Origin of the sequence: Psychrobacillus psychrodurans, assembly GCF_050209195.1 — a bacterium.
GTDB classification, from domain to species: domain Bacteria; phylum Bacillota; class Bacilli; order Bacillales_A; family Planococcaceae; genus Psychrobacillus; species Psychrobacillus psychrodurans.
In genome coordinates, this window is record NZ_CP189791.1 from 365,476 (window position 1) to 389,810 (window position 24,335).

A 24,335-nucleotide genomic window follows, 5' to 3' on the forward strand; every position below is an offset into this window, starting at 1 on the left:
GATTAATGTTTATGTTGTGAATTCAAGCTTGTCGGTTCGATTTTTACAAATTCATCTTTTTCAATGATATTTGCATAACTCATTTGATGGCCCGGGAAGTTTTTCATCTTCCATCCTGCCATATCTTTATTCCCACCATATAAAGGATCGGCATAAGCACCTTCAATAGTTGCACTTTTTAGTAATGAGAAGAAATATGTAGAAGTAACAGCACCATTTAATGTGACTTCACCTGCTTCAAAAGCTTGTAAAATAGCAACCTGTTCTTCCGCTGTTATTTCTGAAAACTTTGCTTTATATTGTTTTGCTGCTTCTGAATTTAAAGCTTCAATCCCTAGATTGAAAATTTGTTGTCTGTTTAAGTGTGTTTGATGTCCGAACAATGGTGTAGCTTCTGCTGGATAAAATGGTCCAGACATATATTCTTTAGAATTTAGTCCCCAACTTCCAGCAAGCTGATGGTCAATATAAAAAGCAACGAGTAATTCTTTTGCTCCTGGTCCTACTTCTGTTTTTGGAAATATTTGTTCTGCCGCTGCATCAATTGTGTCGAATTGTGTTTTGTCAAAATACATTAGTGCTTGGTTGAAATTTACTGCTGTTGCTGTAGTATGAACACCTGTTTCATGAGTTTGTGTTGTTGAGTCTTTACTTAGTAAAGAACCTAGAGCTCCACCTAGTACAACCCCACCTACTGTTAACCCAGAATTCTTTATAAATGTACGTCTAGATGAACGTTTGTCTAAGTATGGAGCATTTTTTTCCTGTTCTGACATAATATAACCTCCAGTATAAATAAGTAGAAAATTGAACGAATTTCTTTATTTAGGTAAATAATAAATTAAAAAAATATACTCATTAATGAACGATAGTATGCCAGTTGTATACTAATGAGAATAAGACAGTATAAACCAATAAAGAAGCGATAAAGTATATATGTTTTGTTCCTGTCCAGCAAAGAACAATGATAGCTAGTCCAATACCTGAACCTAATAATGCAAACCAAGGGAATTCATTGTTATAGAAAAAAAGACCTAGTGATAAGTCTGCCGCTATAAATAATGCAAAAAGAACTTGATTCAAGAGTTTTAATTCTTCTAAATTATATTGAGTCACTTTTGTTCTCCTTCGATTAATAAACTATTTAAAAAATGTACCGATACAAAACAACCGTTTCCAAGTCTACTCCTTTTTTTTCACGATTTCTACACATTTGCAAAAAAAATAAAATATAGTTTTATTCTGAAAATAACGTTAAATTACTCTCTTTTCTACAAATTAATATGGAGGATACACAATGTTAGTGGTACAAAACGACTAATTAAATCTCTGAGAAAACATGCCAATAGACTATGCGTAATCTTATTTTTTTAGGGGTTGATTTCATTATCAGTAAATAGTTTTTATAACTATGTGTTTACAAATTGGGACGAAGGAGTATAATGTGTAATTGTTACAAAACAACCAATACTTTTGAATACTACTTATGCATAAATTTTCAGGATCATTATATATATTCAGTTATGAGGAGGGAACATAATGCCAAATATCGGTGTACCAGGTTTAATCATTATATTAATAATTGCTTTAATCGTGTTCGGTCCGAAAAAGTTACCTCAATTAGGTAAAGCAGTTGGACAAACGTTAAAAGAATTCAAAAACTCGACTAAAGATATCGTGGACGATGTAGCAGAAGAATTTAAATTAGATGATAAAGTTACAGACGATAAAAAGAAAATCTAATATTAAGAAGCCAACTATTTTAAAATAGTTGGCTTTTTTGAAAGATTAGAAAGTTTATAAAAAAGTCCCATGGATACTGAGATCAAGGCACTTTCAAGAATGAATAATCCTGCTGATTTCCGTTGCAGGTGAAGGAACAAAGGATAAGAACGCCACCTTGCACTCCAATTAATCAGTGTGTAGTACTTCATTAGAAGATTCAGCATAGCTCTAAAAAACCATTCGGTAATTCATACAACGATAAGTCTGTCGAGAGTACTTCGAAAACGCTAGAAACAGAATTTGAACTATAAGGACCGGGCATTTTTGCTGGTTTTTCTTATTATATACTGTGGCAGATACAAATTAATTCTGAATTGTATTAATACCAGTATATCCATTTACAAAACGGTCTTGCTTAATATTTCGGTATAGCTACCCAATGCTCTGGGGATACCTCTACTAACTCCGATTGACTTAATTGGTATTTGTCTATTTCTAAATTTTCTTCCATTAGGGCCCGCTTTTTCTTTGCTTCAATTTTAGGATCTGGAATTGGAATTGCAGCTAGTAGTGATTTTGTATATGGATGCTGAGGGTTAGAATATAGCTCCTCGCTTTCTGCAAGCTCAACAATTTTTCCAGCGTACATTACTGCTACCCTATCACTAATATGCTTGACCATAGATAAATCATGCGCAATAAACAAATACGTAAGTCCTAAACGATGCTGAAGATCCTCAAGTAACTCGACGATTTGAGATTGTATAGAGACATCTAAAGCAGATAATGGTTCATCGCAAACGATAAAATCAGGTTCTACAGCAAGTGCACGAGCAATTCCAATTCTTTGACGTTGTCCACCAGAAAATTCATGTGGATAACGCATAGCATGTTCAGGTTTTAGACCAACCATAATGAGTAATTCTTCCACACGCTTTTTTCTTTCCTCATTGCTTTTACTTAAACGATGAATATCTAGAGCTTGCCCGATTATATCCAGCACTTTAAACCGTGGATTTAATGAAGAATAAGGATCTTGAAAGATCATTTGCATATGTCTACGCATTGTTTTGACTTCATTTTTACTTAGCCTATTTATAGCTACCCCTTGATATAGTATATCGCCATCTGTTGGCTCATGGAGTCGTAATATTGCTCTACCGGTTGTAGATTTACCTGAACCCGATTCTCCTACTAACCCAAGTGTTTCACCCGATTTTATGAAGAAACTAATGTTATCAACAGCTTTAAGTACATTTCCTTTTCCAGAATTGAAATGTTGCTTAAGAGAACGTACAACTAATAAAGGCTTTCCGTCTTCTGTTCCGATAGAACGGAGAGAAGGGCGTTTAGGTTTTTTTTTCTCATCCAAGCGTGGGAGTGCATTGAGTAGTTTTTTTGTATAGTCATGTTGAGGGTTTTCAAAAATTTCTTCTGTTGTCCCAGTTTCAACAATTTCCCCATTTCTCATGACTGCTACTCGGTCACACATCCCTGCAACTACACCTAAATCATGTGTGATTAAAATAATGGATGTTCCGAAACGTATCTGCATATCTTTCATTAGGTTTAATATTTGTGCTTGAATCGTAACATCAAGTGCAGTTGTAGGTTCATCCGCAATCAGTAGAGTAGGGCGGCAAGCCAATGCTATTGCTATCATGACCCTTTGACGCATTCCACCAGAAAATTCATGAGGGTACTGATTGAACCGACCTTCACTATCTTTAATCCCTACTAGCTTGAGAAGTTCAAGTGCTTGTTTTTTTGCATCCTTCTTGGATAACTTTTGGTGTTTCATAAGACTTTCAGCTATTTGCTTTCCAATTCGGATAGTAGGATTAAGGGAGGTCATTGGGTCTTGGAAGATCATGCTAATATCCTGACCTCGGATACTTTCCATCTCTTTTTCTGACTTGTTTATAAGATTTTCACCGAGAAATTCAATCTCGCCGTTTTTCAGCAAAGAAGGAGGGGAGGGAAGAAGTCTCATGATCGAACGAGCAGTAACACTCTTTCCACTACCGGATTCTCCAACAATTCCAATAGTTTCACCTTTTTTCACATCAAAACTTACCCCTCGCACAGCCTCAAATTCTGTTTCGTTCGTTAGAAACGAGATATTTAAATCTTTCACTCTTAGAACAGTCTCCAATATAAACACCTACCTAATTCAGTATATGTAATTAATCATGTCTATTTCATAACTACTTGTTTTACTTAAAAATACGGATATTTATTTAATAAAGAAGCTTTTTAATGGGTTTTTAAAAGTCGATTTCGTAGCTTGGATCGGCAAGCGTTCGACTAGAATGGAAATCAGTGTTGTTCGCGTTTCACTATTAAATATGATTTTATGAAATTGACTCAATTAATAAATAAATGTCATTGACTTAATAAAATTCAAAATCTATACTATACAATACCACTAGGAATTCTAATATATCAGAAAGGAGGTAAATAGTCGATGGGAATAAATAAAGAACCATCGGTGAATTTGGTTTTTTTTGATCATCTTGCGTATATATTTGAAAAAATGATGAAGAGAAATACGTATAAATATTTGTTGCTTCTTCTAGGGTTTCCCTTACATGTCGTTATTTTTATCATCTACCAATTGAAGAGAAACAATGATACATATTCTATTATTCATAAAAAAATAAATGCTTCGTTACAAACGTCAGGGCTTAAAGAAAAATTAAAAAGTGAATTCAAAGAACAATACGTCCGGAAACATGCTTTCTTTCATGAGACAGTGGATGAACAGCATATGAACAGTGAAGTAGATAGACTTGTACAGGAACGATACTCGAAGTTACTTGCGGAAAATATTGATGCTGAGTATGAACAGCAAGGTTTAGTAAAGCCCAATTATATTTCGTATTTTCGAGATTTACTAAAAAAACCACCGTTTTTAATTGTTTCGTTTATCCCTGGAATACTAATGTATATACTGCTTTTTTTGATTAGTAATTTCTTTATTAAATTTGTTTTCGAACGTCTAGTTATGAGTGTTTTAGTTATTGCGGGGGTCTCGGTTCTAGTGTTTACTATTTTGTATTTGTCACCTTTTGATCCCGCAGCGAATCTTTTAGGAGAAGCTGCAACAAAAGAGCAAATAGCATCTTTCAATCATACCTATGGTTTGGATCTGCCTTACTTGGCCCAATTATGGAATGCTGTCAAAGGCATTTTCACGTTTGACCTAGGAGCTTCCTTTACTGGAAATGAAGACGTTGCAGCAAGCATTGCTAATAAGTTTCCTATCACTTTAATAATTGCGATTTTCTCACTCTTGATGGCAGTTGTTATAGCAATCCCAGTTGGAATCATTTCAGCAACTAGACAAAACACATTTTTAGATTATTCTTTTATGTTTATAGCGTTAATTGGTTTATCTATTCCGAATTTCTGGCAGGGGTTAATATTTATCTTGAATTTTTCTATTAAATTGCAATGGTTACCAGCGACTTATAATCCTCAGAATTTGTTATCTATTATTATGCCAGTAATAGTTTTAGGGACGGGGCTTACAGCATCTGTTGCAAGAATGACTCGCTCCTCTATGCTAGAAATAATAAATGAAGATTATATTATTACGGCAAAAGCTAAGGGGCTTAATAAGCGTCAGGTACTTTGGAAACATGCAATTGGTAATGCTATGATTCCCATTATTACAGTAATTGGATTGCTGTTTGGGGATATGCTCGGTGGAGCCGCTGTTACTGAGAAAGTTTTCAATATTAGTGGTATAGGAAGCTATATCGTTGATAAGCAGTTTATTCCTGACATTCCTGCCATCATGGGTGGGGTAATTTATATTGCTATAACAATTTCATTAGTAAACGTGCTCATCGATATTTTGTATGCGTTTTTCGACCCTCGCATACGATCTAAGATGAAGCAACTGTAATTTAGAAGTAGGTGTAGAGGTGAATTCATTTAAAAAACATGCTTTGAAATTGTCTCGGGAGTATACGCAAGCAAACTTTGCATGGGTTCTTTCTTTCGTAGTAAGCCTTGTTTTCCTGATAAATAGTTTCAACTACAAAGAAGGAACGATTAAGTCTCTTGTTTTTACTATATTTATAGTTTACGCCGTATTCACTGTATATCAATTATTCCTAACCTGGAAAATTAAAAAAGATCTTTTGAAATTTGGTGCAATACAACCTATTACAAGAAAGCTCGGATATATTCAACTTTTAAGTATATTGAGTGCAAATGTTTTTACGGCATCATTTGCTTTTAACTTGATTAAAAAGAAAAAACCACCAGAGTATACGTTTGCTGTATTTATGTTATTTACACAGATTTTCGTAATTGCTGTCTCGGCTTTCAACTTATTTAAACCGTATGTGACAGATACTTTTGTTCCTGCTATGGGTATTCTTCTGGGAATCCTGCTTTTTCAAATAGTGACCTTAGTTCTTGTAGGGAAATATGTACAGGATGAATCGGCGCCATCTTGGTTCCTTATCATTGCTGTATTATTAATTATTTCATCACTAACTGGAAATTTGTTTAATCTGTTACTGGGTATTAGTCTAGTCATTAAGGCTCGCAGCTACGATCGTTCTAGAATTATGAAGTGGAACACGATGTGGAACAAAATTACTCGGAATTCCACTGCAATATTAGGATTGTTCTTCATCATTCTTATGCTTTCTCTATCAGTTTGTAGCAAGTATACGTTCGATTATGATTTGGCTGTTGAAAATGACTATGGAAGTTTGCTACAAAAACCAAGCTTAGAACATCCCTTTGGAACTGATGATTTTGGTAGAGACCTATTTTCAAGAATTATTTTTGGAGCAAGAATATCTCTTCTGGTAGGATTTGCGTCTACAATCATTCCGCTAATTATTGGCGGGTTTCTTGGAGCAATAGCGGGCTATTATACGAAACGAGCGGATAACATTATTATGAGATTGCTAGATATTTTGTATGCTATTCCAGGAATTTTGCTTGCCATAGCTATTATTGCTGCATTCGGAGCTAACACGATGAATCTAATACTAGCTCTTAGTGTTGGTGCCATTCCAAGCTATGCACGAACGATGAGGGCGAACGTACTTATGGTATCGAATTATGAATATGTAGATTCTGCACGTGCATTAGGTTCGTCTGACTTATCTATAATTTTTAAGCAGATTGTACCAAACTCGCTTGCGCCAATGATTGTAAAAGCCACTTTAACTATTGGTGGCGCTGTAATTGCAACTAGTAGCTTAAGTTTCCTTGGACTAGGGGTTGAACCACATATTCCAGAATGGGGAAATATTTTAAAAATAGGAAGTACTTATCTTGAATCTCATTCCTATCTAGCAATTATACCGGGGCTAGCAATTATAGGTCTTGTATTATCTTTCAATTTTTTAGGAGATGGGTTAAGAGATGCTTTTGATCCGAGGATGGATTAAAAAAATAATATTATATAGGAGGACATGGATATGAAAAAAAGTTTATTGGCAATACTATTTAGCTTTGTATTGATATTAGCTGGATGCGTAAATACGAAGTCTGACGTAGCGGACAAAGGAAATGATAATAAAGATGTAAAAACGGATGATACTCCGGTCGCTATTGAACTGTTAGGTATGAGTACTGGAGAAGCGGATATGAACATCGTACGTGATCAACTGATTAAAAATGGTTTTGATGTGAAGCTGAATATCCAACCAGATTACGGAAGCTTTACAGCTCAAAAAGATGCTGGTAACTATGATTTAGCACTATCTAGCTGGACAACAGTTACAGGGAATCCTGATTATGCGGTACGTTCACTATTCAAATCAGACGGTGACAATAGTATTATGTCTGATGAAGAAGTGGATAAGTTAATTGATAAAGCAAGTACAGAAACGGAAGAAGATTTTACAGAAACATATAAACAATTAGAGCAACATCTTGTTCTGGATAAAGCATATATTGCACCTCTTTATAATTCATTCAAAGCACAGGGCGTAAACAAAGAAATTTTAAATGCAGATACGGTAAGACTGGCAAAATCACGTGCAGTTGCATGGGAGTCTATTGACTTTACAGACACTTCTAACAGAGCAACACAACCATTAATAATGCAACAAGCAATTGGAGCACTAACATCTTTAGATCCGATTAAGGGAAATGACGGTTCTATTAATACGTTAAACACTAATATGTATGTAAGACTTGTAAATTTAACAGATGACGATAAAGTTGTTTCAGATGGCTCATTATCACTTAATCATGCAATTGCCGAAGGGAATCAATCTTATTACTTCCTTCTTCGTGATGATATAAACTTTGCTGCCGTTGCAGATAAAAAAGCAGTTGATACTGGGGAACGCGTTGGTGCAGATGATGTTGTATTCTCGATGAACCGTGCTAAAGACGAAAAGTCTGTACCAGATCACCGCACATATAGCTTACATGAAAGTATGGAAGCAATCGAAGTAGTAACGGACCTGTCAGAGCTTGATGTCAAACAATCTGGAAGCGATGTTACTGTAAAAGAAGCTCTTGAAAATGGCTTAGATGCTAAAATTACAGAATTAGTAGAAGACAAAAATACAGCAGCTAATGCAGCGGGAAAATATCAAGTAGTTAAAATTACTACTGTAAATCCTTTCCCGCAAGTACTAAATTATTTAGCTCACCAATCTGCTGGAATCGTATCTAAGAAACAAGTAGAAAGCATAAATACGTACGATGTCGAAACATTTGATGTAAATACAGATATTCCATATGGAGACCAAAACACAGTTACAGAAGGTGACAAGTATAACAATACGTTATATGCAAGCGGTCCTTACATCTTGTCATATAAAAATGATTACGAAGCTATATTCTTGAAGAATCCAGCGTACATGACAGGAACAGAAAATGAAGCTAAAATCTCCAATGTAACTGTACGTTTCATACAAGATCCGGATAGCGCGCTCTCAGCATTACGTAATGGGGAAATCCATATATTCAATGGAGTGCCAGAAACAAAATATGACCTAGTAGAGGGTGATAGTAAATTAACCCTTCAAAAAAATGACAGTAACGCTGTATCCTATCTGTTGTTCAATACTCAAAATCGTGAAGTATCTAATAGTGAAGATTTAAGAAAAGCTATTCTGTATTCCATTAACCAAGATGAAATTTTGAATTATTACCAAGGAAACAAAAACAAAGCAGTTTCTACTGTAAGTCCACTTGTTGATACTGGAAATGAGGTAGTTGCAGATCCAGCGAAAGTGAAGGAGTTCTTAGAAGCTTACCATGCAAGTAAAAAATAATTATAAAGCACCGGTTTCTATACAAATTTCGATTTGTATTAGAGGCTGGTGTTTTTTTAAAATAGATAAGAAAGTATAAAAAATGTCCCGTGCACACTGGGTTTTCGACACTTTTAAGAGTGAATAATCCTGCTGATTTCCGTTTTAGGTGGAGTACAAAGGCTAAGTGCGCCACATAGTGTGGCAACGCCTTCGTGACCAACATCCTCTTGGTACTCCTTATGATCCCAAAACAGGTAAAGGGACAATTGGTAAAAATTACTGTTACCAAGTAACTGCTGGAAGTTCTCAGCTATTCTTCGAGGATAAAGAGTTCAATCTGTACGGCGGTGCTGGTGCATTAGGGATGGAAATTGCTGAATATATGGGTGATAACTTTGACCATTCCGAAGTAGACTTCATTCATGGAGCTGGCATTCGTTCAACACAATACGGCGACCGTCCAATTGCTGTAAACCGTGTACCCGCAGGAACACCAAACTGGGGTGCTGAGTTCAAAGAGAAATCTATTAAATATGCGAATTCAAACTTCCCAGTTAAAACGCAGGGCGCTTCTTTACCACATAAAGAAAATTACCTTGATCTTGATCCGGAATTTAAAGATGAATTTGGATATCCATTATTACGCATGACATATGAATATACAGATAATGATCGTGCAATGGGTAAATACATGTCGGCTATCACACGTAAATTTGCAGAGGAAATTGGTGCAGATATTATTGATACAAATGAAGAGCAAGGTCCATTTAACGTAAACAAAGATTCAAACACTCATAATACAGGTGGAGTAATTATGGGAACAGACCCAGAGAAATCAGCGCTAAACACTTACCTACAAATGTGGGAAGCTGAAAACGTATTTGTTTTAGGTGCATCTGCATTTCCACATAATAGTAGCTTTAATCCAACTGGTACACTGGGTGCACTTTCTTATCGTGCAGCAGAAGGTATTCAAAAATATTTAAAAGAAGGCGGATTACTAGTTAAAGCATAAATGACAACTAGTTATTCTTTAAAAGAGCTCTTGACCCGTATTTAATATGTGGTCAGGAGTTTTTTTATAGAGAACTAAAAGTATATAGTGTTTCTACAAAATAACGTCTAGTGAGCAAATGGGCTATTTCTGATTTCTAAAATCACATTCACTTTTAGTGAAACAAATACTAGGTACATACGTATAGAAACTAAAGGTTAATAAAGGAGGTCTTCAATGTTGAGAAAAATTATTCCCGTTGTTTTACTCGCATTGCTTTTCTCGGGCTGTAGTGAAAATGAAAAAGCAGAGGTCACTGAGCAGTTAGAGGAGACAGTTGTAAAGGAACAAAAAGGTATGGAGAAATCTAAAGAAGCAGACCTTAGTGTCATCGACAAAGTAGTGATTCCCACAACAATAGAAGAATGGAAGCATACGGAGCCTGGATTGTTTGCACTTGACTATACATTAGATTATGAAACATCTAGCTGGCCAAAGGATGCTAGGGAACTAAGCTCGGAGGAAAAGAAACAGATAGAAAGTGTAGTAACAGCAACAGATGATACCAGTGTAATGTTGCAGGCTTTACAATATTACTTTGGAAGTAATGTATATAAAGATTTACTAGATAAGCAGATTAACTATGCTGCGGTCATGAACGAGCCATATTTACCAAAACCAACAAAAGAATTTGGTGCAGAGGAGAATGATGAGAAGGTTGCACCACCAAAAGCCTTTCTGTTGTTGGACGCTAGCTCCAGTATGCTACTTTCAGTAGATGGGAAGCAAAAAATGGGTATTGCTAAAATTGCGGTTAAACGGTTTGCGAAAACTTTAGGAGAAGACAATGAAGTCTCCCTTTATGTTTATGGACATGCTGGAACACAGGAAGATAAGGACAAAGAACTCTCATGTACACAAATAGATGAAGTATTTCCATTCCAAAGTTATAAGGAAAAAGAATTTGATGCTACGGTAGATGCGGTGGCTGCCAAAGGGTGGACTCCATTAGCTGCTGCTATTCAGACGGTCAATGCGGCGAGCAAAGATATGGAAGGTCCATTAACAGTCTATATTGTAAGTGATGGAGCAGAAACTTGTGATGGAGATCCGATTAAAGCAGCAGAAGAGTTTGCGCAGGATAACGAGAATCGTAAAGTGAATATTATTGGATTTAATGTGGACCAAAGGGGAGAAGACCAGTTAAAAGCAGTAGCTGAAGCTGGTAATGGAGAGTATATTTCTGCAAATAATAGCGAAGAATTAAATAATAGTATTGCTGAAAAGTGGGTTATCCCTAGTATGACAGATGTAGTTCATATTAAGCTATCAGGACCTAATGGTTTTGCGGTATCTAATGCAAAATATTCAATAGGACAACTGTCATTGAAACTAAATAATGCAGTCACAATAGAAAGTAGTCGCTTCAGAGAAATGATTCAGTTATTAGTTACGGAAGAGATGATTACGAAGGAACAAGGAGAAGAACTTACCGAGATGGTTAATCAGCGTAAGGACCAATTACTTGCCATCAATAAAGAACTAAAAACCGCTAAAGACAAAGAGGTTGATGATGAGTATGAGCGCATTCATCAAAACATCGACGCTTGGGCAAATGAAATAGAAAAAATTAGAGCAGAGCAATAAATAAATCCCTATGTAGCATACTATCATTGAATAGTTTGTTCATAGGGATTTTTGGATTGCAGATTGTTGGAAGATTACGGCCAACTTCTGTACTATTAAAAAGAGATCACACATTGTCCTTCGCCGGAAGGGCTAGTAGAGGAGTTAAAAAACTATGAAGCAAAAATACGAGAAGATTTTTCAAGAATTTACTTTTCCATCAGGTGTAGAAGTAAAAAATCGAATAATGGTAGCGCCGATGACTAACTATTCCTCTGAAGAAAGTGGGGAAGTTTCTGAAAGAGAGCTAGCTTATTATAAAGAACGTACTGGTGGAGTGGGGACATTCATTACCGCTTGTGCGTATGTAAGTAAGGATGGAAAGGGATTTCCAGGCCAATTCAGTATAGATGATGACAAATTTCTGCCGGGATTGAAAAAACTAGCAAAAGCTATTCAGTCGAATGGTACAAAAGCGATTATCCAAATTTATCATGGAGGCAGACAGTCACCTCCAGAATTACTTCCAGATAAACAACCTGTTTCAGCAAGTGCAGTTGCTGCGGAACGTGAAGGTGCAATAGTTCCGAGAGAAATGTCAGAGGATGAAATTAATAATACAATCCAGGACTTTGGAGATGCTACTAGAAGAGCTATTGAAGCAGGCTTTGATGGTGTAGAAATCCATGGAGCAAACACTTACTTATTACAACAATTCTTCTCGCCGCATTCAAATAGAAGAGAAGACCAGTGGGGTGGTTCCCTTGAGAATCGGATGAAGTTTCCTATGGCGATCGTAAATTCTGTTAAAAAAGCAGTAAAGGATTATGCAAAAAAACCATTTGTAGTTGGTTATCGAATATCCCCAGAAGAGGGCAGTAATCCAGGTATTCAATTGGAAGATACACTTCATTTTGTAGATAAGCTAGCAGATCAAGGCTTAGATTATTTACATGTGTCTGTTAATCATTTTTGGAATGGCTCCTTCCGTGAAGAAGATAAAACAGAATCTAGAATTATTAAGATACATGAAAGAGTAGGGAATCGTACTCCAGTAGTCGGGGTAGGTTCATTGCATACACCAGATGAAGTAGTAGAAGCACTTGAAACAGGTGTACCCTTCATTGCACTAGGTCGAGAATTATTGATGGAACCAAACTGGGTGGAGAAAGTTCAAGCTGGTCAGGAAGATCAAATACGTAAAACCCTTTCTAGGCAAGCGCAGGAAGAGCTAGTTATTCCAGATCCATTGTGGGATAGACTGATGAATGTAAAAGGCTGGTTACCGGTAGAAGACTAAAAAAAAACGAGAAAAGTGATTATCACTTCTCTCGTTTTTTAGATGCAAAGTTTTATTTTAATTAACGTGAAGTATAACCTGCATCCGCGTGATTAGTCGTACCCGTCACGTAAGATGATGCATCCGATGCTAACCATAGAGAAGCTTGTGCAATTTCGCGAGGTTGACCAAATAAAGTGCGTTTATTGGAGTTTTCCATTTTTCAGCATTATGATGGAGATAGATTATCATTTCAAAGGAGTTGCTAAAAATGGGACAATCATTAAAGGGTAAAGTAGCATTTGTGACGGGAGCAGGGAGAGGTATTGGCGAAGCTATAGCTTTTGCTTTGGCAAAAGAAGGAGTAAACGTTGGACTACTAGCTAGAACAGAGGAAGCATTAAAGGATGTAGCCAAGAAAATAGATGGCTTAGGTGTTAAAGTGGCATATGCATCAGCTGATGTTTCTTCATTAGAAGAAGTGAAACAAGCAATAGAGAAATTAACTAATGAATTAGGAACTGCCGATATATTGATCAACAATGCAGGAATTGGTGGCTTTGTGAAACTAGTAGATACAGACCCTGTGGAGTGGAAAAAAATCATTGATGTTAACTTAATGGGTACTTATTATGTGACACATACAGTTCTTCCGCAATTGATCGAAAAAAATGGAGGAGATATTATAAATATTTCTTCTACGAATGGTTTAAATGGAGCACCTGGTTCAAGTGCTTATAGTGCATCTAAATTCGGCGTTATTGGGCTAACAGAATCTTTGGCACAGGAAGTTCGTCGAAATAATATACGTGTGACAGCATTGACTCCAAGTACAGTAGTAACCGAACTTGCTACTAAATCATCTTTAGTGGATAAAGAGAAAATTGAGCAATTTATGCAACCAGAAGACATAGCAGAATTTATAGTTTCACAATTGAAATTAAACTCAAGAATTTACGTGAAGACAGCTAGTCTATTAGCGACTAATCCATTCTAATTTGCATAATAATCCTATAAATTCGCTCCATTCCTTTTGAGGTATGGTGCGTTTTTGTGTTTGAAGCACTTATTTCTCTAATGGGTGAGAGTCCTTCAAAGGTTTACTAAAGTTCTAGATGAGGGTATTTAGTTACAATAATAAGTTTTTGGTAATTCGTTGTCACTACTTATAGGTATTTTGATTTATTTTTATAAATGTATAAGTTGAAAAATAAGCCTTAGTACTTATATTCGTGTTGTAATGCATGCTCTTGGTTGTTATAATCTTCTTAAGTATGTATTACAAAAGACTTGTTATTAAGAGTAATTAAAAGCGAGGTGACTATGATGGAAATCTACTATAATGAGAGTTCTACTTTAAATTCAAAGTTTAGCAAAAGCGATTTTGTTCGGTTTATTGAGAACTTTCCTGAACCAATATGTATATTAACCTTAAAAGAAAGGCAGTATCCAGATCAGTTTATATATGCAAACGAGGCTGCTGTGAAACTAACAGGTATGGAAAAAGAAGATATCTGTTTATATAACTGGGAGGACATGTTTGGAGTTCCTAGTGATTCGGACTTCGAAGCTTTGAAGAGTGAACATTCTTCAAAGCTGCATAAGGCTGACTCTTCGCCATTAAAGAAAAACTTGGAAGGTAGAGCATTAAAAGTATCAGGGCATGCAATTGAGCTTGAAGATGGGAATCGATACTTAATTTTAACTATTATTGATGTAACTGAACATCAAGATACACGAAATAAGTTAAAAAAATCGACGAGAGAGTTTGAATCACTGTTTTATCATAACCCTGATATAGTATTTACCATTAATCCCGAGGGAATTTTCACAAACTCAAATGCAACAGGATTAAAGATTTTAAAATATTCGTATGACGAAATCACTAGTATGAGCTTTCGAAATTTGATTGTACCTGAAGACCTCGATGTTACAAATGATTACTTTTTTGAAGTATTGAAAGGAAATACAGCGGAGTTTAAAATCTCGGTCGTCAATAGAGAAGGTTCAGTTTTTAATATTGATATAACAGCAGTCCCTACTATACTGGATGGTGAAGTAGTAGAGGTTATTTGTGTCGCTCGTGATATTACTGAACAAATACGAATAGAAAACCTCCTAAAGGAAAGTGAACAGAGGTATAGGGCATTATTTGAGCACAACATTGATCCTGTTATTACCTTTGACTTAGAAGGGAATTTTCTAGTCGTAAATGATGCTACAGAGAAAATTTTGGGTGTTCCCTCTGAAGAATTGATTGGAAAGCCTTTCCTTCCCTTCATTGATAAAAACAAGCAAATGGAGACAATAGCTAATTTTCAAAAGGTTCAAAGTGGACGTCCACATCAATATGAGACCTCTTTGCATAATCATAAAGGTGAACATGTTTTGTTACACATTACAGTAATCCCTGTGTTCATCGAAAGTAAACTCTCAGCTGTTCATTGTATTGGGAAAGATATAACAAACATAAAGCGTAATGAGGATAAGGCAAACTTTATGGCATATCATGATATGCTAACTGGATTAGGGAATCAACGCTTGTTCCAGAAGGATCTGCGAAGTGTGATTGAGACTCAAACCTCAGAAAAACATAACTCCGCAGTTTTAATGATCGACCTTGACCGTTTTAAGTTTATCAACGACTATCTTGGACATGAAATGGGAGATGCTTTATTACAACAAGTATCGGAGCGTTTAGTGAAAATAATGGGCCATGATGGTACAGTTTATAGATACGCAGGAGATGAATTTACTATTATTATGCAAAATATTAATGAAAGTAAAGTCCTTCTAAAAGCTCAGACGTTAATATCAGAAATAGGAAAACACTTCGATCTTGACGGTTTTGAAGCGATTTTAACTGCGAGCATAGGTATAAGTTTGTTTCCAAAACATGCCTCAGATATTAAAGGATTAATGAGGGCTTCTGATCACGCAATGTATTATGCCAAGCGACAGGGGCGCAACAATTATCAAATGTACAATGCCCAAATAGATGGTCTCTCAAAGACAGACCTTCACATGGAGACACTATTACATAAAGCATTGGATAAACAAGAGTTTGTACTTTTCTACCAGCCTCAATACGATGCGGTCACACATGAAGTTTCAGGCATTGAAGCTTTGTTGCGTTGGAATAGTAAAGATTTGGGAATGGTTTCACCTGCTGACTTTATTCCACTTGCCGAGGAAACGGGTATGATTGTACCGATTGGTGAATGGGTTATACGAGAAGCATGCAGCCAGAATAAGGAATGGCAGAGACAAGGTTTGCCGCCAGTACCCGTATCGGTCAACCTTTCTTTACGACAGTTTTATCAAACCGATCTGGTAGAGAAGGTAGGATTGATTCTAAAAGAAACTAAACTTGACCCAAAGTATTTGGAACTTGAGATTACGGAAACGATTGCGATGCAGCCTGATATTGCTATTCATGTGCTAAATGAGTTGAAAGCAATCGGTGTACTGATAGCGATGGATGACTTTGGTACAGGATATAGTTCATTGAACTACTTACGTCGTTTTCCTATTGATCACCTCAAAATTGACAAAGCCTTCGTGCAAGGTATTCAACAGGATGAAGAAGACCGCAGTATAATCGCAACAATTATTGCACTTGGTCATAACTTAAACATGCCGGTCATTGCTGAAGGGGTAGAAACAGAAGAACAGGCAAATTTATTAAAAAGTTATAAATGCGATATGTTCCAAGGATATTTATATAGCCGTCCATTGCCTGCAGAAATGATTCCGGCTAAGTTCAAATAGTTATCAGTTACAGCAAGGCAGATAGTGCAACTGAAAAACAGCGCATTTAGCGGAAGTATTACAATATGTATTAAGTCATTTTAAGGTTGATTCAATAGTAGATTAAAAAAGGACACAACTAAGCGTTGTGTCCTTTTTTTGCATCTTTCAATTAGTAAGATCTATCTCTCTCACTCATATCACGTCGATTTGGAGACATTGAACCTTGCTTTGGTGTTAAATAACCAAGCTCGGCTAACTCTAGAGAAATCTCTTCTTTCTTACTAGTTGGTCGTTTCGCCATAGAACCTCTTTTGTTAGCTCCTATATGAGTACCATTTTTCATAAGAAAACCCCTCTCGACGATTTTTGATGCTTATTTAATATGGCTTGAAATATTGAAAAAATGCGTAACTATGATATAAATAAAGATTATTTAGTTGAGTTAATAAATTCTTTATAGACAAAGTAATCGAAATCGGCATGTATGCTTTGACCAGATGTATCCTGACATTGCATTCCGACGAATGCTCCTGTAAAGAAGCCACCGCCTTGAATATAATCATCGGATAATTTATGTGAAGCAAGTTTAATAGGAATTAATGTCCAATTCTCCCCATCAAATGAATAAGAATATTCGTAAATAGAAGTCTGAACATCCACTTTTAGGTAAACATATTCATGTTCCTTTGGAATAATGATCTCTTTGCCTTTTAACGGTTGGTCATAGGTAAAGTTATCACATGTAGTTAGTTCTAAAATTCTTCCCTTTTCCTCATCCCAGGAAATCTGAAGTGCTGTCCAGTTTTCTGTATTATAGTAGTTAACTAATCCAGCAGATTGCTGAAAAGTATTCGGATTAAAGGCCACTTTTGTTTCTGCTGTGAAGTTGAAATGCTGCCAGCGTCTTGCTATAAATGCTTGTGTGAACTTTGAAGTAAGCGATTCTTTCCCGTATAGTCGCAAATGACCAGGATTGTCCTTTAGTGAAACTATATGTTCGTCAAGTGGGATACGCAGTGATTGGAAATGATTATTTAATCGTTTCCCATTAAAATCATCCTTCTCCTCGAAATCCTTTTCCCAAACCACTTCCTCGATTGCAGGTCCTTCAATTTCAAGGGAAGGTCCGTTCCCATTAACAACATATGGCCAGTCATTTTTCCATTCTATTCTTTGGATAGCAGTCTCTCTTCCAAGTGGACAATATCCTCGTGGATCCAGTAAAGGTTGGTTTTCTTTTGGTAGTGGACGACCGGTTAAGTGTACTAAAAACCATTCATTAGTATGGGTTTGGACGATAGAAGCATGTCCCGATTTTTGCAATGGATTTCTCGGATAGGGAAATGAAGTTATTAAAGGATTATCCGGATGCACCTCGTACGGTCCCTCTAAATTTTTGGAACGTGCAATAGTTGCTGCATGGTCGTATTTTGTACCACCTTCAGCAGTTAACAAATAATAATAGCCATTAATTTTGTAAAGGTGAGGAGCTTCCACTAATTTAATATCTGTTCCTTTAAAGATAATAGTAGATTCCCCAACTAATTTTTGCTGTTCCACATCATATTCCTGAAGTGCAATACCATAAAAATTATGATGATGGAGACGATGATCCCATTTCATATTCACTAAGTACTTTTTACCCGATTCATCATGATATAAGGATGGATCAAAACCAGAGCTGTTTAAATAGATAGGCTCGGACCATTCTCCATCGATGGTGTCGCAAGTGACCAGGTAATTATGGCAATCTTTCCATTGTCCCTCTGTCACTTTTACATCCGTGAATATTAACCAAAACTGCCCTTCACTGTAGGACAACGCAGGTGCCCAAACCCCACCAGAGTTAGGGTTTCCCATCATGTTCAATTGACTAATACGATTAAGAGGGCGAGAAATTAAACGCCAGTTTTTTAAATCCTTGGAATGATAAATACCAACACCAGGGAACCATTCAAAAGTAGAAACGGCAATATAATAATCTTCTCCAACTCTGCAAATACTTGGATCTGGGTTAAAGCCAGGTAAAATTGGATTTCGTATAGTTGTCAACTGTCATCATCCTTTGCATCTAGTTTTTCCATTTCAAGCCTATGTAGTAGCGTAACAATACATGATGAATCTAAACTTCACAGTATTATTTTCACTCCTAATAATTCCAAAAATAGATTTTTTTTCAATATAACAATACATATAACACTAGAATAAAAAAATTAGCAAGTCTAAATTTTTTGATAGTTAAACAGAAATTTTTTTTATTCCTGGGCAGTGTTTTTTTGCTGAATACTGACACTCAAAAAGTTTTCGATGGAAAAAGCAGCAACCCCTAATGCAGTTGATCTTGTCGATAGCTCAGAAAAATCGATTTGTAAATCATTTTGTTGAAACCATAATGCTTGTTTTGCGACTCTTTTATTTAACGGATCCTTTAGCCATTTTTCAGAGGAGGCTAATCTATTACCGATAATGACTTGCTGAGGATTAAAGATGTTAATAATATTATTAATACCAATACCTAAGTAGTCTCCAGTTTGTTCAAATAATGCAATGACCTCATCATTTCCGTGCTCAGCAAGTGTTACTAAGCCCTCTAAGTCCTGCATATCTGATGGAATATCCAACTTTTCTGCCTGTCTAGTGAGTGCTTGCTCCGAAGCATATAGCTCCCAGCATCCTTCGTTTCCACAGCGGCATTTAGCGCCCTCTGCTTGAATCGTCATATGACCTAGTTCACCTGAAAAACCATTGGATCCTTTGTACAAAGAACCATTAAGTATTAGACCAACTCCAATACCAATTCCAGCACTCACGTAGATAACATTTTCAAAGTCTTTTCCGGCACCGAAATTTTTTTCGCCGTATGCACCTGCATTGGCTTCATTTTCTATAATGATTGGAACGTTATATCTTTCTTCAAGAACTTCTTTCAGGTTTATATTACGCCAGTTTAAATTAGGCGCTAACAGAATGTTATCATCCTTATCCACAATACCTGGTACCCCAACGCCAATTCCTATAACGCCGTGTGGACATTCAGGTGTGGACTTAAGAAGGAATTCTATTGTTTCAAATAACTTAGTCTCAATCTCTTCATAAGATAGATTCTTAAATGTTATTTGCTTCTCTGTGTGAATATTTCCGTTAAGGTCTGTAAGCACTCCGAGTAAATAGTTAACTCCTAAATCTATTCCGATAGAGTAGCCTGCGTTTTCATTGAACAGTAACATAACTGGTCTTCTTCCGCCGCTAGATTCACCTGGACCGGATTCATAGATAAGATGTTCCTCAAGTAAATCATTTACCAAAGAAGACACAGTTCCTTTATTTAATCCAACTTGGCTTGCAACAGAGGCTCTGGATATAGGGGAGTTGTATTTTATTTTATCTAGAACTAGCGATTTATTCCCTTTTTTTACAACATGATGATTCCATGTTTGGTTGGCGCTTAGTTTCATCCTTCTTCAGCTCTTTCTATCTTTTTTCATCATTCTATCATATAAACGAAGAATAAAAAAACTTTGTTTATCCACTAGACTAACATAGTTTTATTTGCTACAATGAAACCGCATACAATATTCAGAATATTGTTGTAAAAATAATTGGGGTGGGGGAAATAAGAATGAAAATCAACAAAATGATTAAAGTTCTATTATTTGCTTCTGTATTTTATTTATTGGCAGGGTGTTCAGATTCAAGTGAATCATCATCAAGTTCAAGTGGAGACAAAGAAATAAAGTTTATGCATTTATGGCCAGAAGGAAGCTCCAAGCAGCATTACGATGTTGTAAATGAAATAATAGCGGATTATGAAAAAGAACATGAAGGGGTTAAAGTCGATCTCGAAGTGTTAAGTAACGAACAATATAAAGATAAACTGAGAGTTTTATCGACATCTAAAGAACTTCCTGATGTAGGAATGACTTGGGCAGCAGGTTTCTTAGAGCCTTATGTTGGTGGTAACATGTTCGCCCCATTAGATGATGTTATTGGAGATCAACTAAGTGATAGCTTTGTACCGGGAACTGCAGAAGCATATGCATTAGATGGTAAGACATATGGTTTACCATTAGAGTTGAACATTGTAACTCTTTACTATAATAAAGCGATGTTTGATGAACAAGGTTTAGAAGCACCAAAAACTTTTGAAGAATTAGAGAATGTAATAAAAGTATTCAAAGAAGATGGAATTGATCCAATTGCATTAGGAAATAAAGATGCTTGGACAGGATCGCTTTGGTATATGTATCTAGCGGACCGCCTTGGTGGGGCTGAAGTTCTAAATAAGGCAATCGATCGCTCAGGTTCTTTCGAAGATCCTGCATTAGTAGAAGCAGCGCAAAAGGTTCAAGACCTTGTAGATATGGGTGCATTTGTTAATGGATTTAACGGATTAGCAGATGAGGAAGCAAAAAGTATGTTCATGAGTGAGCAAGTGCCAATGTATTTAATCGCAACTTGGGATTTGCCAAACTATACTACGAATGAAACTGTGCCGCAGGAATTTAGAGATTCCGTTGAATACCTGAAGTTCCCTACAGTAGATGGAAACGGGGATATGAATAGTTTTGTTGGTGGTCCTGGAGTTGGACTATTCGTAGCTGAGGATTCTAAAGTAAAAGAAGAAGCGAAAGATTTTGCAGCGTACTTTGTTAAGCAATGGGGAGAAAAAGCAGTTACACAAGCTGGCGTAATCCCTGCAACTAAAGTGGATGCTGATTCATTAGATCTTCCGGAAATGTATATTGATATTTTAAATGAATTAAATGAAGCAAGTAATATTACGCTATTTGCGGATGTTCAAATGAGTCCAGATGTAGCACAAGTACATTTAGACTCGATTCAAGCCCTATTTGGAAAAGAAATGACTCCTGAAGAATTTGCAAAAGCACATGAGGATGCCCTTTCAAAATAGAATGAACGAGTCAATTTCATAATTAACTTATTATAAAGTAGACTTCGTTGATTGGAGCCGTGCCCACGGAAAGTATCCGCCTCTAAAGTGGAAACCAACATTAATCAGACTTTGGATTAAAAAGAGAATTTCTAAAAACGAGGGTTATCCTGCCTAGTTGGATAGCCCTTCTCTACCTGGTAAGGAAGGAGTTGACTGTTTTGAACAAGGTAATGTCTAACAAACTGTTAATAGCTTTATATATTTCTCCTGCACTGTTGCTAGTTCTGGTGTTAGTATTCATTCCACTAATTCTATCAGGGTATTATGGCTTAATGGAGTGGGATGGAATAGGGGATAAAACATTCATTGGATTAGAGAATTATATAAATGGTCTGCAAGATATGAAGTTTTGGAGTAGTGCCTATCATTCGTTTTTACTGGCGATATTCTCCACACTGAGTTTAGGCATTTATTTGACCATATCTTTCATCTTGGCATCCAAGATAAAAGGATCGGATTTATTGAGAAAGATATATTTAATACCGATGCTATTGTCCTCTGTTGCGATTGCACAGCTTTGGATTAAAGTGTATAACCCATCGAATGGTATTTTAAATGTGTTTCTTAAACAAATAGGAGTGGAAAATCCTCCTGCTTGGTTGGCAGATCCATCTTTAGTTTTATTTGCAATTTTCATCCCAATTTTGTGGCAATATGCGGGCTTTTATATTTTGATTTACTATGCTGCATTAAAGAATATTCCGGAGTCATTAATCGAAGCGGCGAGAATCGATGGTGCTTCAGCATTCCAAATTGCTACGAAGATTAAGTTGCCTTTGATCAAGGAAGTAGTAAGTGTGACGGTCGTCCTAGCAATAGTTGGATCGTTAAAATATTTTGATTTAATATATGTGATGACTTCTGGTGGACCGAATGGTGCAAGTGAAGTAATGGCATCCTATATGTATAAGTTAGCATTTTCCAGCTATAACTTTGGGTACGGAAGTGCAATTGGATTCCTGCTTTTAATCATTACATTAATCGTAACCTTTATCGTTCGTAAATTAACTACACCAAAAGAGAGAATAGAATATTAAGGAGGTTTGTATATGAAGCGTGTAGGCTACTTTTTTCTATATTTTAGTCTATTGGTTGTAGCATTGTTTCAAATCGTCCCGCTAATATGGTTATTCATCTTCTCATTAAAAGATAATCGAGAAATATTTGCGGGTTCACCATTTGCATTACCTTCGGAGTTTAGATGGGAAAACTATCTAAAAGTGTGGGATGGAGGTATAGGAGTTTACTTCTTTAATAGTGTTTGGATCACGGCACTAGCGATAGTGTTAACCGTACTTTTTGCAAGTATGGCAACATTTGCGATAACTCGAATGAGATGGAAGTTAAGTGGGGCAGTTCTTAGCTTGTTCATCATAGGGCTTATGATTCCTATCCATTCAGCATTAATTCCTCTATACAGTATGTTTTTAAGTGTAAATTTAATAGATAATCCGCTGGGAGTTGTAATTACATATACAGCCTATAATCTACCAATTACGATGATGATTTTACTGGGTTTCTATTACACGCTGCCGAGGGAAATAGAGGAAGCAGCCGTTATAGATGGTTGCTCAGTGAATCGAATGTTTTTCCAAGTTATTCTACCTATGACAGTGCCAGTAATGTCAACTACTGTTGTTATTAATATGATTTATAACTGGAATGAGTTTGTGTTCGTTAATACGTTTATAAGCTCTGAGAAATACAAAACATTAACAGTAGGTATCCAAAATTTCATCGGTCAATATATGACGGATTGGGGTGCAATAGGGGCAACTCTTATCATAAGTGTACTACCAATCATTATTGCTTTTATCTTCTTTAGCAATAAAGTAGTGGAAGGTATTTCTGCAAGTGCTGTAAAAGGGTAAGAAGAAAAATCATGTGCCTATGTAAGCCCTGAATCCTAAAGAGACTTGAAGGGCTAGGCACAGGAATTAGACAACAAGAAAATAACTTCACGCTATGGGAAATTATATTTCATTGCTCATTTTTAATGCTTCTTGCTTTTCGCTGACTTTCTGAAATGCATGTAAACTAAACCTCATCGATATAAAAGCGTATACACTTCCGCCAAATATGAATCCGATTGCTGGGAGAAGGCTTATTAAGTAGAAAAATGGTAATAGGCTTAGGAAAATTAGTAGAGTTGTAATTGGATTAATAAGCATGATAAAAAATGAATTTTTGATAACTTGTCCTAACTTTAAGTTGAAGTGTACAAAAGAAGGAAAAAGATAAAATAGAAACATGATGAATATTAACATAAAAGCAAACAATGGCAGGTAAGTCCAAGTTAACAAATTGCTATCAGTAGATTGTATGTAAAAAATATCCAATACTATAATAGCTGTAATTAGCGTGACTATGACTCCTAACAAGTTGCTTTTAACGAATTCATCTCGGTAACATTTCCAAAAGGTGCTAAACAATGGTATATCTGTTTCACCTTTCAACCATTCTCTCACTATGGCAAACATCGAAATAGTTGAAGGGAAAAACCCGAAAATCACACCGCCTAGTATCGTAAATAAAATCCATAGCAAGTTTAAATAGGCAAATTTCGTAATCCATTCGGCAATATTATATATAAAACTACTTGTTGCATTCATAGAGAACCGTCCTTTGTTATCAATTTATTTGCAAGAGTTTAATAATTATTAATAGCATACACTTTTTATTTACAATAATACAACTTTGTTCGTATGATTAACAAACTAATTAAACAATCTAATTTCACACAAAAACCGTCGG

General features: G+C 36.0%; 20 protein-coding genes. 12 read left to right on the forward strand and 8 right to left on the reverse strand.

The features are described from left to right. Window positions 1-2: 2 nt before the first annotated feature. Both ACQCPR_RS01870 and ACQCPR_RS01875 read right to left on the reverse strand, forming a co-directional pair. A complete protein-coding gene (locus ACQCPR_RS01870; RefSeq protein WP_093496686.1) occupies window positions 3-776 on the reverse strand; it encodes a gluconate 2-dehydrogenase subunit 3 family protein in 774 nt (257 codons plus the stop codon). Between the two features lie 82 nt (window positions 777-858). Then, window positions 859-1,116 carry a hypothetical protein gene (locus tag ACQCPR_RS01875; RefSeq protein WP_241597616.1) on the reverse strand — a complete coding sequence of 86 codons (258 nt, stop codon included), beginning with the start codon at window positions 1,114-1,116 and terminating at the stop codon, window positions 859-861. A gap of 420 nt (window positions 1,117-1,536) precedes the next feature. Between ACQCPR_RS01875 and ACQCPR_RS01880 the strand changes: the two genes are divergently transcribed. Beyond that, window positions 1,537-1,743, forward strand: coding sequence for a twin-arginine translocase TatA/TatE family subunit (locus ACQCPR_RS01880; RefSeq protein ID WP_427138893.1), 207 nt, complete (start codon window positions 1,537-1,539; stop codon window positions 1,741-1,743). A 397-nt stretch (window positions 1,744-2,140) separates the two neighbouring features. On the opposite strand, the gene ACQCPR_RS01885 is transcribed toward ACQCPR_RS01880, so the two are convergent. Beyond that, window positions 2,141-3,880 carry an ABC transporter ATP-binding protein gene (locus tag ACQCPR_RS01885; RefSeq protein WP_427138009.1) on the reverse strand — a complete coding sequence of 580 codons (1,740 nt, stop codon included), beginning with the start codon at window positions 3,878-3,880 and terminating at the stop codon, window positions 2,141-2,143. Window positions 3,881-4,192: 312 nt separating this feature from the next. On the opposite strand from ACQCPR_RS01885, the gene ACQCPR_RS01890 reads away from it, so the two are divergent. The 6 genes from ACQCPR_RS01890 (at window position 4,193) to ACQCPR_RS01915 (ending at window position 12,895) form a co-directional block, all read left to right on the forward strand. Beyond that, window positions 4,193-5,638 carry an ABC transporter permease gene (locus ACQCPR_RS01890; protein WP_427138010.1) on the forward strand — a complete coding sequence of 482 codons (1,446 nt, stop codon included), beginning with the start codon at window positions 4,193-4,195 and terminating at the stop codon, window positions 5,636-5,638. Between the two features lie 19 nt (window positions 5,639-5,657). Then, complete coding sequence (locus ACQCPR_RS01895) at window positions 5,658-7,148, forward strand: ABC transporter permease (RefSeq protein WP_427138011.1); 1,491 nt, start codon at window positions 5,658-5,660, stop codon at window positions 7,146-7,148. A 30-nt stretch (window positions 7,149-7,178) separates the two neighbouring features. Next, window positions 7,179-8,993, forward strand: a complete 1,815-nt coding sequence (locus ACQCPR_RS01900) for an ABC transporter substrate-binding protein (protein WP_427138012.1) — start codon at window positions 7,179-7,181, stop codon at window positions 8,991-8,993. Window positions 8,994-9,159: 166 nt separating this feature from the next. Further along, window positions 9,160-9,990, forward strand: a complete 831-nt coding sequence (locus ACQCPR_RS01905) for a GMC oxidoreductase (protein WP_427138013.1) — start codon at window positions 9,160-9,162, stop codon at window positions 9,988-9,990. 216 nt (window positions 9,991-10,206) lie between these two features. After that, window positions 10,207-11,616, forward strand: coding sequence for a VWA domain-containing protein (locus ACQCPR_RS01910; protein ID WP_427138014.1), 1,410 nt, complete (start codon window positions 10,207-10,209; stop codon window positions 11,614-11,616). A gap of 154 nt (window positions 11,617-11,770) precedes the next feature. Then, window positions 11,771-12,895, forward strand: coding sequence for an NADH-dependent flavin oxidoreductase (locus ACQCPR_RS01915; RefSeq protein ID WP_093493396.1), 1,125 nt, complete (start codon window positions 11,771-11,773; stop codon window positions 12,893-12,895). 61 nt (window positions 12,896-12,956) lie between these two features. On the opposite strand, the gene ACQCPR_RS01920 is transcribed toward ACQCPR_RS01915, so the two are convergent. Then, on the reverse strand, window positions 12,957-13,094 hold the full coding sequence (locus tag ACQCPR_RS01920; RefSeq protein WP_427138015.1) for an SDR family oxidoreductase: 138 nt from the start codon (window positions 13,092-13,094) through the stop codon (window positions 12,957-12,959). Window positions 13,095-13,145: 51 nt separating this feature from the next. Here ACQCPR_RS01920 and ACQCPR_RS01925 point away from each other — a divergent pair, with 51 nt between their 5' ends. Beyond that, window positions 13,146-13,871: a 3-ketoacyl-ACP reductase gene (locus ACQCPR_RS01925; RefSeq protein ID WP_427138016.1), complete on the forward strand. Its 726-nt coding sequence runs from the start codon at window positions 13,146-13,148 to the stop codon at window positions 13,869-13,871. Window positions 13,872-14,200: 329 nt separating this feature from the next. Beyond that, window positions 14,201-16,645 (forward strand): sensor domain-containing protein, encoded by a 2,445-nt coding sequence (locus ACQCPR_RS01930; protein ID WP_427138017.1) that lies wholly within the window; start codon window positions 14,201-14,203, stop codon window positions 16,643-16,645. Between the two features lie 151 nt (window positions 16,646-16,796). Here the strand turns inward: ACQCPR_RS01930 and ACQCPR_RS01935 are convergent, their stop codons facing one another. From ACQCPR_RS01935 to ACQCPR_RS01945, 3 genes are all read right to left on the reverse strand, one after another. Next, a complete protein-coding gene (locus tag ACQCPR_RS01935) occupies window positions 16,797-16,970 on the reverse strand; it encodes a hypothetical protein (protein WP_241597570.1) in 174 nt (57 codons plus the stop codon). Window positions 16,971-17,056: 86 nt separating this feature from the next. Then, window positions 17,057-18,679 carry a glycoside hydrolase family 43 protein gene (locus ACQCPR_RS01940; RefSeq protein WP_427138018.1) on the reverse strand — a complete coding sequence of 541 codons (1,623 nt, stop codon included), beginning with the start codon at window positions 18,677-18,679 and terminating at the stop codon, window positions 17,057-17,059. Between the two features lie 203 nt (window positions 18,680-18,882). Further along, window positions 18,883-20,082 carry an ROK family protein gene (locus ACQCPR_RS01945; RefSeq protein ID WP_427138019.1) on the reverse strand — a complete coding sequence of 400 codons (1,200 nt, stop codon included), beginning with the start codon at window positions 20,080-20,082 and terminating at the stop codon, window positions 18,883-18,885. A gap of 164 nt (window positions 20,083-20,246) precedes the next feature. Between ACQCPR_RS01945 and ACQCPR_RS01950 the strand changes: the two genes are divergently transcribed. From ACQCPR_RS01950 to ACQCPR_RS01960, 3 genes are all read left to right on the forward strand, one after another. Continuing rightward, the gene (locus tag ACQCPR_RS01950; protein ID WP_427138020.1) at window positions 20,247-21,539 is read left to right on the forward strand and encodes an extracellular solute-binding protein; all 1,293 of its coding nucleotides are present in this window, start codon (window positions 20,247-20,249) and stop codon (window positions 21,537-21,539) included. 200 nt (window positions 21,540-21,739) lie between these two features. Further along, window positions 21,740-22,618, forward strand: a complete 879-nt coding sequence (locus tag ACQCPR_RS01955) for a carbohydrate ABC transporter permease (protein ID WP_090565012.1) — start codon at window positions 21,740-21,742, stop codon at window positions 22,616-22,618. Window positions 22,619-22,630: 12 nt separating this feature from the next. After that, the gene (locus ACQCPR_RS01960; RefSeq protein ID WP_090565010.1) at window positions 22,631-23,452 is read left to right on the forward strand and encodes a carbohydrate ABC transporter permease; all 822 of its coding nucleotides are present in this window, start codon (window positions 22,631-22,633) and stop codon (window positions 23,450-23,452) included. A gap of 102 nt (window positions 23,453-23,554) precedes the next feature. Here ACQCPR_RS01960 and ACQCPR_RS01965 read toward each other — a convergent pair whose 3' ends face one another. After that, window positions 23,555-24,193: a YesL family protein gene (locus ACQCPR_RS01965; RefSeq protein ID WP_427138021.1), complete on the reverse strand. Its 639-nt coding sequence runs from the start codon at window positions 24,191-24,193 to the stop codon at window positions 23,555-23,557. Window positions 24,194-24,335: the final 142 nt, after the last annotated feature.